Genomic DNA, 12,565 nt, shown 5'->3' with positions numbered 1-12,565 from the left:
GCGCCACGCTGGGGTAGTCTCAACGGCGCCTCGGGTACCACCCGAGACACGAGTGCGGGCCTATAGCTCAGACGGTTAGAGCGCTTCCCTGATAAGGAAGAGGTCAGAGGTTCAAGTCCTCTTAGGCCCACTCCTTGCAGTTCGACGTAGGGGGTTCGATGAAGAAGTTGCTGCTGCTGCTCGGTGTCGCGACCGCGAGCTACCTGGTGTGGCGTCGGTTCGACGAGGACCGCGACGAGCGCGACCTCTGGGCAGAGGTCACCGACACCTTCGAATGATCGTCGTGGTGGAGTTCTCCGCCGCGAGTAGTAATGGGGCGGTAGTCCAACGGTAGAACAGGGCCTTTGCAAGGCTCAGATCGGGGTTCGATTCCCCGTCGCTCCACCCATTCCAGCCTGACCCGGTCGATCGGTCGAGCCGTCTGCGGGCGTCGACCCCGCCGGTGGACGCGAGGCAGGTCCTCGGGCATTTATGCCCGTGCGCGTGGGATCGCGCAGCGCGACGATGGAAGCGGAAGCGTCGTTGGACGCGGGCCTCGGCCCGTTGACGATCGGACTGCCACCCGAGACCAACCCGGGCGCCGCGATGATCGTCCACCACCCCGACGAGTGCGCCGGCCTGAGTGACATCAACGGGCGAGGGCCGGGCCGGTGGGTCGCGACCTACCCGCCGTTCGTGGACGCCGAGGGCAACGCGCACCCGCAGTTCTGGGTCGACGCCAACGACGTCGACCATGTCCAGGGTCCCGGCACGAACCCCGACTGGACGTCCGCCAACACGGACCTCGTGGCCGGCGGCTGCTTGTGATCCGCACCGGGTGAAACAACGACGTGAGCTGGCCGACCCCTCGGGGCCGGCCAGCTCACGTCGGTTCGGTCAGGCTGTTCGGTCAGGCCTGTTCGGTCGGGTCAGTCGTTGTCCGTGGCCTTCTCGACTGCGTCCTTGGCTTCGTCCACGGCGTCGCCGACTGCGTCCTTGGCCTCGTCGGCCGCGTCGCCGACGGCGTCCTTGGCGTCCTCGATCGCGGCGTCTGCCGTGCTCGATGCGGACCGGCGGCGGGTGGTGACCTTCTTGGTCGCCTCCCGGGCCTCTGCCATCCGTTCGGTGACGTCCTCGCGGACCTCGGCGACCTTGTCGGCTGCCTTCTTCGAGGCCTCCCGGCTCTTGGCAACCGTGACCCCGGCCGCCTCGCCGACGGCCTCGGCCGCGTCGCCGACGGCACCTTGCAGGTCGTGCCGGGGGTCGTGACCCGTCTCGGGGCTCCGGCTCGGCATGCTGGCCGGCTCCCACGGGTCGGCCCACGGGTCGGTGGTCGGCTTCGTCCGGCGCCACGCCACGAAGGCGCCGGCGATCGCGGAGAGGCCGGCGAACAGCCAGAAGTACTTGGCGCCAGTGTGCTTCTTGGCAGGCTTGTTCACCTGGGCCGCGGCGGCGGCCACGATGGCCGGTGCGTCGGCGGCACGGTCGGCTGCCTGCTCGATCGCCGCGCCGGCCCGCTCGGCGGCGTCGTTCACCGCGGCGACGATCCGGGGGAGCAGCTCGTCGACGAGCTTGTCGTGCGCGGTGCCGATCACCGGCGCGGCCTTCTCTGCGGCGAGCTCGACCTTGGGTGCGGCGGCCTTCACTCCTTCGGCCCAGGCGTGCTCGATGCGCGGCGTGAGCCAGTCCTTGGTCGCCTCGAGCCGAGGAGCCGACCAGTCCTTGGCCAGGACGGCGGCCTCTTTGGCCTGGATGGCGGCCTCGGTCGCCGCCACACGGGCGTGCCCGGCAGCCACCTTCGCCTGCTCGGCGAGGTGCGCGGCGGTCTGGCTCGCGTGCCCGTCGGAGTCGACGAAAGAAGCGCCGGCGTCCCGCAGGCGGCTGACGTCGATGCCCTCGATGGTCGAGTTGGCTGAACGGCGGATCCGGTCGAACATGTCCACTCCCCTACGGTTGGCAAATTCCTGTCGATGAACCCACTCTGCCACCCGCGGACTCGGCATGCCGTGCCACTGACGTTCCCACTACGCGCACTTGGAGCCGCTCGGCCGCTGCCGGGAGTGGTTTCGTCGTGGTCCGAGGTGACCCCGATGTCCGTTCGGCCATGGAATAGTGGCCTCATGTTCGCGACCATGCACACCACGTCCGGCGACATCCGCATCGAGCTCTACCCGAATCACGCGCCCAAGACGGTGAAGAACTTCACCGGGCTCGCGACGGGTACCCAGACCTGGACCGACCCCCGCACGGGTGCAGAGCGCACCGATCCGCTGTACGCGGGTGTGGTGTTCCACCGGGTCATCAAGGGCTTCATGATCCAGGGTGGCGACCCCCTGGGCACCGGTACCGGTGGCCCCGGCTACTCGTTCAACGACGAGATCCACCCCGAGCTCGCCTTCACCGAGCCCTACCTCCTCGCGATGGCCAACTCGGGCCAGCGGCGCGACCCGGTCACGGGCAAGAACGGTGGCACCAACGGGTCGCAGTTCTTCATCTCGGTCGCCCCCACCGCCTGGCTCACCGGCAAGCACACGATCTTCGGCAAGGTGGCCGACGACGCCAGCCGCGCCGTCGTCGACGCGATCGCGAACGCGACCACGCGCCCGGGGGACCGTCCCGTCGAGGACATCGTCCTGACGTCCATCACGGTCGAGGACTGAGCTCGACCGACACGATGTCGACCGAGCCCGCGGGGGGCCCCGCAGCCCCCGAGCAGCCACCGGTGTGCCCGCGCCACCCTGACCGCGTGTCCTACGTGCGCTGTCAGCGGTGCGGGCGTCCGGTGTGCCCGGAGTGCCAGCGTCCCGCCGCCGTCGGCGTCCACTGCGTCGACTGCGTGCGCAACGCCGCACGCGCCGTGCCGGCGACGCGCACGGCGCTCGGCGGGCGCGTGCGTGACGGTCGGCCGGTCGTCACCCTGACGATCATCGGGCTGTGCGTCGCGAGCTTCATCGCGCAGCAGGTGCTCCCGGGGTGGACCGCGCAGTGGGCCTTCTCACCGGCGGCCGGTCGGACGGAGCCCGTGCGGTTCCTCACCACGGCCTTCCTGCACTCCAGCAGCATCTTCCACATCCTGTTCAACATGTACGCGCTCTGGCTGGTGGGGCCGTACCTCGAGGCGACCCTGGGCCGGTGGCGGTTCGCGTCGCTGTACCTGCTCTCGGCCCTCGGTGGGTCGGTCGGGGTGCTGCTCATGGCGTCACCGGTCGTCTCCGTGACGGACGTGTCCTGGATCCAGCTCGTCGTCGGTGCCTCGGGTGCGGTGTTCGGCCTGTTCGGCGCGATCCTCGTGGTGCTGCGGCGGCTCGGCCGCGACGCCCGCCAGATCCTCGTCTTCATCGCGATCAACGCCGTGATCGGCTTCGTCGTCCCGAACATCGCCTGGCAGGCGCACCTGGGTGGGCTGGTCACCGGCGTCGCGCTCGGGGCTGCCTACGCCTACGCGCCACGCGACCGTCGGCTGCTCGTCTCGGTCGCCGCCACCGTCGGGATCGGGGTCCTGCTCGTGGTCCTCGCGATGGCCAAGTACGCCTCCGCGTGAGCCTTGCCGGGCCTCGCCCGGGACGTGAGAGGGGCGAGGACCAGCAGAGTTGTCCCCAGAGTTGCTCACACCTGTGGAACTACAACGGTGTAGTTATCCACAGGTTTCGCAGGTCCCTGGGGACGGCGCTGGGCACGACCCGGCGCCTCGAACGGCGTGGGCTCAGCGCCAGCGCGTCGTGAGACCGAACCCGGTGATGATCAGCACGAATCCGATGAGCAGGTTCCACTGGCTGATGCCGGGGATCGGGAACTTCGACTGCGTGATGTAGGTGATGACGATCCACGCCAGGCCCAGCACCATGAGGGTGAGCATGACCGGGACCAGCCAGACGGGGTTCGTCTGGGGCGCAGCCTTCGCTGGCGGCGGTATGTACGCGGGCTTCTTCCGCGACCTCGACTCGGGCACGTCGGCTGGCTCCCATCTGAGCGGACAGTCGGGCGGGAACGAAGTTCTCCCGCCACACGTGAACTAGCGTAGTGCCGACAGCCACCGGGGAGGAGCGCTCGTGACGGACCGCATGCGTCATCGGACGCTGCGCGCCCTGCGGGGGCCCGCCGCGGTGGGCATGGTGCTGGCCCTGGCGGGGCTGCTCTTCACCGCGAACGCGCGCCTGGCCCGCGGCCAGGAGGAGCGCCACCCGCAGAACCTGGGCGAGCTCGCCCAGGTCGAGTCGACCAGGGTCGAATCCCTCACCGGCGATGTCGAGAACCTGCGCGCCGAGGTCGACAAGCTCACCAAGGACCAGGTGAGCACCATCGACGTGGGCGACCCCGCAGCGGCCGAGCTGGTGAGCGTGGTCTCCGGCCAGACCGCCATGAGCGGCCCGGGCGTCACCGTCGAGATGACCGATGCGCCGGCCGGCCGGACCCAGCCCGAGCTGGCCAAGCCGGACGACCTCGTCGTCCACCAGCAGGACCTCCAGGCGGTCATCAATGCGCTCTGGGCGGGAGGTGCCGAGGCCATGACGCTGCAGGACCAGCGCGTCGTCGCGACGACCGTCGTCCTGTGCAACGGGAACGTGCTCCAGCTGGGTGGCCGGCTGTACTCGCCGCCCTACGTGATCCGCGCGATCGGGGACCCGAAGGCCCTCAAGGCGGCTTTGTTCCACTCCGACGCGATCCTCACCTTCCTCGACTACGTCGACTGGGTCGGGCTCGGCTGGTCGCTCACCACGGAGGACAACCTCGACCTCCCCGCCGCCGCAGGAACCACCGAGCTGAAGTACGCGACCGTCCCGCGCGGGACGAAGGTCTTCCCGTGACCGGCACGGTGGGGACCACGCACGGCCACGTTGCTTCTGGGTCTGGCGACCCGGGTGGGCGCCGGCTCGGGCTGACCATCACCGGCGTCGTGGGCGAGCTCATGATCACCCTCGGCGTCTTCCTGCTCGCGTTCGTCGTGTGGCAGCTCTGGTGGACCGACGTCGAGGGCAACCGCGCCCAGGCCGCCATCGTGGGCGAGCTCGGTTGGGCTCCGATGCCCGCGCCGACGGCGGCTCCCGTCGCGCAGCCGCGCCGGGACGCGTCCCCCGCCATGACCGAACCTGACCACGCGGTGACCTTCGCGACGCTGTACGTGCCGCGCTGGGGCGCCGAGTACGTGCGCCCAGTGAGCCAGGGGGTCGACCGCGCGGGCGTGCTCGACCCGCTCGGGATCGGGCACTACCCCGGCACGGCGATGCCGGGCGACGTCGGCAACTTCGCGATCTCCGGGCACCGCACCACCTACGGCAAGCCGTTCAACCGGGTTGCGGAGCTCGTGGTGGGCGACCCGATCGTCGTGCGGACCGCCGACAACTGGTTCGTCTACCGCGTGACCAGCACCGAGATCGTCAAGCCCAGCCACGTCGAGGTCATCGCGCCCGTGCCGGGAGACCCCGCCGCGGTGCCGACCGAGCGGATGATCACGCTGACCACGTGCAACCCGATGTACTCGGCGCGCGAGCGGTTCGTCGTGCACGGGGTGCTCGACTACTGGCTCGCGGGCCAGGACAGCTTCCCGACCGAGATCACCGGAGGCGTGTGATGTACGGCTGGCTCTGGCGCCACCTTCCGGGCCCCGCAGCGGTGCGGGTGGCCCTGCTGGTCATCGGTGCGCTCGTCGTCCTCGCAGCGTGCTTCCTGTGGGTGTTCCCGGCCATCGCGCCGCTGATGCCGTTCAACAACACCACCGTCGGAGGAAATGCGTGAGCCGGATCCTCGTGGTCGACAACTACGACTCGTTCGTCTACACGATCGTGGGGTACCTCAACCAGCTCGGGGCCCAGACGGTCGTGGTGCGCAACGACGCCGTCCCGCCGGCCGCCGACCGCGGCGGCTTCGACGGCGTGCTCGTCTCGCCGGGCCCCGGGACCCCGGCCGACGCCGGCGCGAGCATCCAGGTGATCCGGGACTGCGCGTCGTCGGGCACCCCGATGCTCGGGGTCTGCCTCGGGCACCAGGCGCTCGGCGAGGTGTACGGCGGGACCGTCACCCACGCACCGGAGCTCATGCACGGCAAGACCAGCCAGATCGTGCATGACGGCGCGGGGGTGCTCGCCGGGCTGCCCGATCCGTTCACCGCGACGCGCTACCACTCGCTCGCGGTGGTGACCGGGACGGTGTCCGACGAGCTCGAGGTCACCGCGCATGTCGAAAGCGCGTTCGGGCCGATCATCATGGGCCTGCAGCACCGCACGCTCCCGCTGTACGGCGTGCAGTTCCACCCGGAGTCGGTGCTCACCGAGGGTGGCCACCGCCTGCTGGCCAACTGGCTCGAGATCTGCGGAGATCCGGGCGCGGTCGCGCGGTCAGCAGGGCTGCACCCGCTGGTGCGGACCTAGCGCCACCCGGACCTGTTGCCCGATTGAATCAGCGTCCCTGAACCCGCGTCCCGAACCAGCGTCAGGGGGCGGCCGTCGTCGGTTCGACGAAAGTGGGTCCCCCGGACACGTTGAGCGTCACGGTCGAGCCGATCGCCACCGTCGCGCCCTTGTTCGGGTCGGAGTACAGGACCACGTCGACGGCCTTCGTGCTCGTCCGCTGGACCTTGGCCGGCACCAGGCCGAGCGCGGTCAGCTGGGCGGACGCGTCGGCGTAGGTCTTGTCGACGAGGTCGGACGGAACGACCACGTTCGTCGGCGCCACCGCGATGTCCAGCGTGACAGTGGTGCCCTGGGCGACCAGCCCTGAACGGTCCTGGGAGAGCACGGTGTCGGGGGCCTTGTCGGCGATCTCGACCGGGTTCGTGCTCGAGTTCAGCTTGAGCGACGCGAGGATGTCGGTCGCCTCCTGCCTCGTCTTGCCGGTGAGATCGGGCAGGTCGACCTGACCTGAGGCGACGAAGATCGCCACGGTGCTTCCCTTGGCCACCGGGGTCTTGCCGACCGGTTCGGTCTTGGTGACCTTGTCGGCATCGACCGGGACGTTCTCCCGCTGGACGTTGCCCGGGACGAGCCCGGCGGCGGTGATCGCCGCACGGGCCTGATCCTGGGTGAGACCCACGACGTCGGGCACGGCGACCTGGTTGGGTCCGGTGGAGACGTACACCTTGACGGTCGAGCCGGGCGCGACCATCGCGTCGGCGGCCGGATCGGAGTGCGTCACGAGGTCGGCCTCCACGGTGTCGCTCGGCTCCGCCTGTCGCTCCGGCTTGAGCCCGAGCTCGGTGAGGATCGTCAAGGCGGCGTCGTAGGTCTGGCCCGTCAGGCTGGGCACCTTGACCTGGGTGTCTGCCTTGTCGGCGTTGTCGCCGTTCGAGAGCAGCAGCCAGGCGATGCCCGCCACCGCGGCGACCGCGATGGCGATGAGGGTCCAGAGCAGCCACTTGCGCGGCCCCGGCTCGTCCTCGCCGGGGGCGACCGGTGCGGAGTGCTTGCCCGCCTCGGTCGGCGCCCAACCGGAACCGGGGGGAACGATCGCGGTCTGCGACGTCATCGGCGGGAGGATCTGGGTCGGGTCTGCGGCGGCGGACTCCGCGATCGCGGCGGCGGCGAGCACGCCCACGGCCGGAGCGGACACGTGCCCACCACGGATCGCAGCCTCGAGGTCCGCGCGGAACTCCGCGGCGGTCGAGTACCGGGAGTCGCGCTCCTTGGCGAGCGCCTTGAGTGTGATGCGGTCGAGGGCCTCGGGCACGTCGGACGCGAACGTGCTCGGCGCGGGGGCCGGCTCGCGGACGTGCTGGTATGCGACGGCGACCGGCGAGTCACCCGTGAACGGGGGCCGGCCGGTGAGGAGTTCGAACAGCAGGCAGCCGGTGGAGTACAGGTCGCTGCGGGCGTCGACCTGCTCGCCGCGCGCCTGCTCGGGGGAGAGGTACTGCGCGGTGCCGATGACGGCCTGGGTCTGGGTCATCGTGGCGGCGGAGTCGGCCAGGGCCCGGGCGATCCCGAAGTCCATGACCTTGACGGCACCGGTCGGTGTGAGCATCACGTTCGCGGGCTTGATGTCGCGGTGCACGATGCCGGCGTGGTGCGAGTAGCCGAGCGCCGAGAGGACGCCCGCCGTGATCTCGACGGCCTCCTCGATCGGCACGGCCTGGCCGTCGCGCAGGATGTCGCGGACCGTGTGGCCCTCGACGTACTCCATCACGATGAACGGCGCGTGCGAGACGGTGCCGTTCGCGTCCGTGATGAGGTCCTCGCCGGTGTCGTACACCGCGACGATCGACGGGTGGTTGAGCGAGGCCGAGGCCTGGGCCTCACGCCGGAACCGGGCCTGGAAGGACGGGTCGCGCGCCAGGTCGGAGCGCAGGATCTTGATCGCCACGGTTCGACCGAGGCGGGTGTCGTGACCGATGTGAACCTCGGCCATGCCACCACGCCCGATGAGATCGCCGACCTCGTAACGGTTCGCGAGGATCCGGGGTGCGTCGTCCGCCACTACGCGTCCTTAGCTGTCGTTGAGAGCGCACCGGCCGTCAGAGCGGCTGGCGCGCGTTGGGAGATCATCCCACCGATTGGTGCAGGTCCGGGTTCGCCGGCTTGGGCGTGCGGGCTCGTCGCGTGAGTCGCGGGGGCGGCCGCGCCCGGGTCCGACCCCCACAGGCTATCGGCCAACGCGGCCCCCAACAGTGCAAGCACGAGGATCCCGAGCGCGAGGAGGGGCCAGGTCAGGGATCCGATGCGGCGGCCGGTCGTCGTCGAGGTCCGGGTCGGGAGGGCGCCGGTGTCGCGCAGCTCGCGCCGCGGCGGGTACGACGGCGGCCCGGTGGGTCTGGGTGCAGGGCGTTCGAACGACACCGGCGGGACCGACGGCGGCACTGCCGACGGAGGCACGGTCAACGGAGGCACGGTCAACGGCGGGACCGACGGTGGCGCGACCGCGGCGGGACCCGCACCGCGAGCCGGGGTCCGGGCGATCATGTCGTCGAGCGTCCGGGCGGCCGCGCTCGCCGTCCGCGGCCGGTCGGCCGGCTCCTTGGACAGCAGCTGCAGGACGAAGGCCGCGAGCCCCGGGTCGACCGTGGCGGGCAGCGGGGGACCGGGGTGTTGACGTGCGCCACGGCGATGTCGACCGCCGTCGGCCCGGTGAAGGGGCGGTGCCCGACGAGCGCCTCGTAGGCGATGATCCCGAGCGAGTACAGGTCCGAGGCGGCGGTCGCGGGGCGGCCCACGGCCTGCTCGGGGGAGAGGTACTGGGCGGTGCCCATGACCATCCCGGTCGCGGTCATCGGCGCCTGGTTCACCGCGCGCGACACCCCGAAGTCCGTGATCTTCACGCGCCCGGAGTGCCCGAGCAGGATGTTGCCGGGCTTCACGTCGCGGTGCACGACGCCGGCGACGTGCGCCGCGTGCAGCGCGCGCGCCGTCTGGGCCAGGATCGGCAGCAGCTGCCGCGCCGACAGAACGGGCTGACGCTCGAGCAGGTCGCTCATCGGCTCACCGACCACGAGCTCCATCACGAGGTAGGCGGAGCCGTCCTGCTCGCCGTAGTCGTAGACCGCCGCGATGTTCGGGTGCTGCAGGGACGCGGAGTTGCGGGCCTCGGTGCGGAACCGTTCGAGGAAGCCGGCGTCGCCGGCGAACTCGTCGCGCAGCACCTTGACCGCCACGTCGCGTGCGAGCGCGACGTCGTGCGCCGACCAGACCTCGCCCATGCCGCCGACGGCGATCCGGTGGTCGAGGCGGTAGCGCTCGCCGAGGGCGAGGCCGGTGACGGGCTTCATCGGGCCAGCACCGCCTCGATGACGGCGCGCGCGATCGGCGCGGCGACCTGACCACCTGTCGCCTCGTTGCCGAGGCTCCCGCCGTTCTCGACGACGACGGCGACCGCGACGCGCGGCGCGTCGGCCGGGGCGAACGCGGTGAACCAGGCGTGCGGGGCCGCGTCGGTGGTCGTCTGGGCGGTGCCGGTCTTGCCGGCGACCTGCACGCCGGAGATCCTGGCGCTCTTGCCCGACCCGTTCTCGACGACGCCGATCATCATGTCGCGCAGGGCGGCGGCCGTCGTTGCCGAGACCGACGTGCGCAGCTCGCGCGGCGACGCCTCCTCGACGACCTCGAGGTCGGGGTTACGGACCGTCTGGACGAGGTACGGCGCCATCTGCTTGCCGCCGTTGGCGATCGCCGCCGACACGAGGGCCATCTGCAACGGGGTGGCGCGCACGTCGTACTGGCCGATGGCCGACAGTGCGGTCTGAGCCGCGTCCGGCCCGGGGGGTGCGGGGAACCGGCTGGGCGTGACCGTGAGCGGGATCTGGAGCGGGTCGTCGAAGCCGAACGCCTCGGCCTGGCTGCGCAGCGTGTCGGCCCCCAGGTCCATCCCGAGCTGGGCGAACGCGGTGTTGCAGGAGACCCGCAGCGCCTCGGCGAGCGAGACGGTGGCGCCGGGGCCGCACGACTCGCCGCCGAAGTTCGAGATGGACTTGCTCGAGCCGGGCAGCGGCAGGGTCAGCGGGGCGGCGAGCTGGGTCTCCGGGGTCATGCCGCCCTCGAGCGCGGCGGCCGCGTCGATCAGCTTGAACGTGGAGCCCGGGGGATAGGTCTCGTTGATCGCCCGGTTGAGCAGCGGCGCGGCCGGGTCGTCGTTGAGCACGCGGTAGGCCTCGTTGACGGCCGAGGTCGAGTGCCCGGCGAGGACGTTCGGATCGAACGTCGGCTTGGACACCATGGCGAGGATCGCCCCGGTTGCCGGGTCGATCGCGACCACGGCGCCGCGCTGGTCGCCCAGCGCGTCCCACGCGGCCTGCTGCACGGCGGGGTCGATCGTCAGCTCGACCGACGACCCCTGCGGCTGGCGGCCGGTGAACAGGTCCTGGACCCGGGACAGGAACAGCGAGTCCGCGGTACCGGTCAGGACGTCGTTCTCGGCGCGCTCGATCCCCGTGCGGCTGTAGACGACCGAGTAGAAGCCGGTGACCGGGGCGAACAGCGGGCCGTTGGTGTAGGTGCGCTGGTACTTGAACGCGTCGTCGACCTTGGTCGAGGACGCGACCTGCTCGCCCGCGATGATGATCGGCCCGCGCGAGTTGTTGAACTCGCGGTACAGCGTGCGCACGTTGCGGGGGTCGTCGTTGAGCTTGGCGGCCTGGACGAACTGGACCGACGTCGCCGCGGCCATGAGGGACACGAACATCGCGACGACGACGATCGCGAGCCGGCGCAGGGGGGTGTTCACGCGCGATCCTCCCCCAGTCCGGTCAGCATCTGGGTGTCCTGCCGGTCCGCCGGGGTGGGCGGCGGCTGGACGAACCCGGTGATGAGCGGGGCGGGGCGGCGCGCGCTGTCCGAGATGCGCAGGAGGAGCGCGACGACGACCCAGTTGGCGAGCAGGGACGAGCCGCCGTAGGCCATGAACGGCATCGTCAGGCCGGTCAGCGGGATCAGTCGGGTCACCCCGCCGGCGACGACGAAGCACTGGAACGCCACCACGAAAGCGAGCCCGCCGGCGAGCAGCTTGCCGAACCCGTCCCGGACGCCGATCGCGGTCCGGAGGCCACGTTCGGTCAGCACGAGGTAGGCCACGAGGATGGCGAGCAGGCCGGTGAGCCCGAGCTCCTCCCCGAGCGAGGCCACGATGAAGTCCGACTCGGCGTACGGCACGAGGTCCGGGCGACCCGCACCCCAGCCGGTACCGAAGAGCCCGCCGCTGGCCATGCCGTACAGGCCGCGCACCAGCTGCCCGGACCCGCCCGGAGACTGCGTGAAGACGTCGTTGTCGAACGCGTTCAACCAGGCGTCGAAACGGGCCCCGACGTGGGAGAACGTCGTGGCAGCAAGGGCCGCTCCGCCGAGGAAGAGGAGCAGGCCCAGGAAGATCCAGCTCTTGCGCTCGGTCGCGAGGTAGAGCATCGCGACGAACAGGCCGAAGAAGAGCAGGGACGTGCCGAGGTCGCGCTCGAGGACCAGGACCGCGAGCGACACGGCCCACACGAGGATGATCGGACCGAGGTCACGGACCCGCGGGAGCTGCATCCCGAGGACCTTGTTGCCGGCCAGCGCGAGCGTGTCCCGGTTGGTCACGAGGTATCCGGCGAAGAAGATCGCGAGGGCGATCTTCGCGAACTCGGCGGGCTGAAGCGACTGGCTGCCCACGTGGATCCAGATGCGCGCGCCGTTGATCGTGGTGCCCAGCCCGGGCACGAGCGGCAGCAGGACGAGTCCGAGACCGACGACCATCGCCGTGTAGGTGTACCGCCGTAGCGTGCGGTGGTCGCGGAGCACGACGAGCACCACGGCCGCAAGGATGATGCCGATCGCGGTCCAGCCGAGCTGCCGCGTCGCGAACGAGGTCGGGTTCTCCCGGGCCGCGTGCGCGAGGTCGATCCGGTAGATCATCGCGAGCCCGATGCCGTTCAGCGCGATGGCCACCGGCAGGATCACCTGGTCCGCATACGGCGCGCGCAGGCGCAGCACGATGTGGAGCCCGACCCCGAGCACGATCATCCCTGCGCTGTAGCCCCAGATGTTCGCGGGCAGCGCACCGGTGACGTTCAGGCCGACGAGCGCGTACGCGGCCACGCCGAGCGAGAGGGCGAGGCCGAGCAGGCCCAGCTCGACGCTGCGGCCGGGGCGCACCCGATGGGGAGTGACCGTCGCCATCAGCGGGCGACCTTCCGCAC

General features: G+C 70.9%; 15 protein-coding genes and 2 tRNA genes. 10 read left to right on the top strand and 7 right to left on the bottom strand.

Annotation, left to right across the window (positions count from 1 at the left end; genetic code table 11):
• Window positions 1-56: 56 nt before the first annotated feature.
• The 4 genes from VTA80_RS09195 to VTA80_RS09180 all read left to right on the top strand — a co-directional run bounded on the left by VTA80_RS09195 (window position 57) and on the right by VTA80_RS09180 (window position 807).
• Window positions 57-130: transfer RNA gene (locus VTA80_RS09195), tRNA-Ile, on the top strand.
• 28 nt (window positions 131-158) lie between these two features.
• Window positions 159-278 (top strand): DLW-39 family protein, encoded by a 120-nt coding sequence (locus tag VTA80_RS09190; RefSeq protein WP_407345124.1) that lies wholly within the window; start codon window positions 159-161, stop codon window positions 276-278.
• A gap of 35 nt (window positions 279-313) precedes the next feature.
• Window positions 314-384: transfer RNA gene (locus VTA80_RS09185), tRNA-Ala, on the top strand.
• Window positions 385-483: 99 nt separating this feature from the next.
• Window positions 484-807 (top strand): hypothetical protein, encoded by a 324-nt coding sequence (locus VTA80_RS09180; RefSeq protein WP_407345123.1) that lies wholly within the window; start codon window positions 484-486, stop codon window positions 805-807.
• Window positions 808-908: 101 nt separating this feature from the next.
• On the opposite strand, the gene VTA80_RS09175 is transcribed toward VTA80_RS09180, so the two are convergent.
• A complete protein-coding gene (locus VTA80_RS09175; RefSeq protein WP_407345121.1) occupies window positions 909-1,916 on the bottom strand; it encodes a hypothetical protein in 1,008 nt (335 codons plus the stop codon).
• 183 nt (window positions 1,917-2,099) lie between these two features.
• On the opposite strand from VTA80_RS09175, the gene VTA80_RS09170 reads away from it, so the two are divergent.
• Both VTA80_RS09170 and VTA80_RS09165 read left to right on the top strand, forming a co-directional pair.
• Entirely contained in the window at window positions 2,100-2,639 is a 540-nt protein-coding gene (locus tag VTA80_RS09170) for a peptidylprolyl isomerase (protein ID WP_407345119.1), read from the top strand.
• An 86-nt stretch (window positions 2,640-2,725) separates the two neighbouring features.
• Window positions 2,726-3,520 (top strand): rhomboid family intramembrane serine protease, encoded by a 795-nt coding sequence (locus VTA80_RS09165; RefSeq protein ID WP_407345117.1) that lies wholly within the window; start codon window positions 2,726-2,728, stop codon window positions 3,518-3,520.
• A gap of 162 nt (window positions 3,521-3,682) precedes the next feature.
• Here VTA80_RS09165 and VTA80_RS09160 read toward each other — a convergent pair whose 3' ends face one another.
• Window positions 3,683-3,928, bottom strand: coding sequence for a cell division protein CrgA (locus tag VTA80_RS09160; RefSeq protein WP_407345115.1), 246 nt, complete (start codon window positions 3,926-3,928; stop codon window positions 3,683-3,685).
• Window positions 3,929-4,028: 100 nt separating this feature from the next.
• Here VTA80_RS09160 and VTA80_RS09155 point away from each other — a divergent pair, with 100 nt between their 5' ends.
• Genes VTA80_RS09155 through VTA80_RS09140 form a run of 4 tightly spaced genes read left to right on the top strand, consistent with a single transcriptional unit; the run spans window position 4,029 to window position 6,344 of the window.
• Window positions 4,029-4,784, top strand: coding sequence for a DUF881 domain-containing protein (locus VTA80_RS09155; RefSeq protein WP_407345113.1), 756 nt, complete (start codon window positions 4,029-4,031; stop codon window positions 4,782-4,784).
• On the top strand, window positions 4,781-5,548 hold the full coding sequence (locus tag VTA80_RS09150; RefSeq protein WP_407345111.1) for a class E sortase: 768 nt from the start codon (window positions 4,781-4,783) through the stop codon (window positions 5,546-5,548). The genes VTA80_RS09155 and VTA80_RS09150 overlap by 4 nt, the downstream gene beginning before the upstream one ends.
• Window positions 5,548-5,712: a hypothetical protein gene (locus VTA80_RS09145; RefSeq protein ID WP_407345110.1), complete on the top strand. Its 165-nt coding sequence runs from the start codon at window positions 5,548-5,550 to the stop codon at window positions 5,710-5,712. Before VTA80_RS09150 ends, VTA80_RS09145 begins: the two co-directional genes overlap by 1 nt.
• Window positions 5,709-6,344, top strand: coding sequence for an aminodeoxychorismate/anthranilate synthase component II (locus VTA80_RS09140; protein ID WP_407345108.1), 636 nt, complete (start codon window positions 5,709-5,711; stop codon window positions 6,342-6,344). Before VTA80_RS09145 ends, VTA80_RS09140 begins: the two co-directional genes overlap by 4 nt.
• Window positions 6,345-6,405: 61 nt before the next feature.
• Here VTA80_RS09140 and pknB read toward each other — a convergent pair whose 3' ends face one another.
• Genes pknB through VTA80_RS09115 form a run of 5 tightly spaced genes read right to left on the bottom strand, consistent with a single transcriptional unit; the run spans window position 6,406 to window position 12,545 of the window.
• The gene (gene pknB, locus VTA80_RS09135; RefSeq protein ID WP_407345106.1) at window positions 6,406-8,385 is read right to left on the bottom strand and encodes a Stk1 family PASTA domain-containing Ser/Thr kinase; all 1,980 of its coding nucleotides are present in this window, start codon (window positions 8,383-8,385) and stop codon (window positions 6,406-6,408) included.
• Complete coding sequence (locus VTA80_RS09130) at window positions 8,385-8,867, bottom strand: hypothetical protein (RefSeq protein ID WP_407345104.1); 483 nt, start codon at window positions 8,865-8,867, stop codon at window positions 8,385-8,387. Before VTA80_RS09130 ends, pknB begins: the two co-directional genes overlap by 1 nt.
• Window positions 8,864-9,670 (bottom strand): protein kinase domain-containing protein, encoded by an 807-nt coding sequence (locus tag VTA80_RS09125; RefSeq protein ID WP_407345102.1) that lies wholly within the window; start codon window positions 9,668-9,670, stop codon window positions 8,864-8,866. Before VTA80_RS09125 ends, VTA80_RS09130 begins: the two co-directional genes overlap by 4 nt.
• Window positions 9,667-11,121, bottom strand: a complete 1,455-nt coding sequence (locus VTA80_RS09120) for a peptidoglycan D,D-transpeptidase FtsI family protein (RefSeq protein WP_407345100.1) — start codon at window positions 11,119-11,121, stop codon at window positions 9,667-9,669. Before VTA80_RS09120 ends, VTA80_RS09125 begins: the two co-directional genes overlap by 4 nt.
• On the bottom strand, window positions 11,118-12,545 hold the full coding sequence (locus tag VTA80_RS09115) for an FtsW/RodA/SpoVE family cell cycle protein (protein WP_407345098.1): 1,428 nt from the start codon (window positions 12,543-12,545) through the stop codon (window positions 11,118-11,120). The genes VTA80_RS09120 and VTA80_RS09115 overlap by 4 nt, the downstream gene beginning before the upstream one ends.
• Window positions 12,546-12,565 lie beyond the last annotated feature (20 nt).

Source organism: Pengzhenrongella phosphoraccumulans (assembly GCF_045689905.1).
Classification (GTDB): Bacteria; Actinomycetota; Actinomycetes; order Actinomycetales; family Cellulomonadaceae; genus Pengzhenrongella; species Pengzhenrongella phosphoraccumulans.
The sequence above is the reverse complement of the archived record's forward strand: the minus strand, read 5'-3'. Positions and strand labels throughout refer to the sequence as shown.

Coding starts and splice junctions, on each gene's coding strand:
- VTA80_RS09190 (WP_407345124.1), top strand. CDS start 159: ATGAAGAAGTTGCTGCTGCTGCTCGGTGTCGCGACCGCGAGCTACCTG.
- VTA80_RS09175 (WP_407345121.1), bottom strand. CDS start 1,916: ATGTTCGACCGGATCCGCCGTTCAGCCAACTCGACCATCGAGGGCATC.
- VTA80_RS09170 (WP_407345119.1), top strand. CDS start 2,100: ATGTTCGCGACCATGCACACCACGTCCGGCGACATCCGCATCGAGCTC.
- VTA80_RS09145 (WP_407345110.1), top strand. CDS start 5,548: ATGTACGGCTGGCTCTGGCGCCACCTTCCGGGCCCCGCAGCGGTGCGG.
- VTA80_RS09130 (WP_407345104.1), bottom strand. CDS start 8,867: ATGATCGCCCGGACCCCGGCTCGCGGTGCGGGTCCCGCCGCGGTCGCG.
- VTA80_RS09125 (WP_407345102.1), bottom strand. CDS start 9,670: ATGAAGCCCGTCACCGGCCTCGCCCTCGGCGAGCGCTACCGCCTCGAC.
- VTA80_RS09115 (WP_407345098.1), bottom strand. CDS start 12,545: ATGGCGACGGTCACTCCCCATCGGGTGCGCCCCGGCCGCAGCGTCGAG.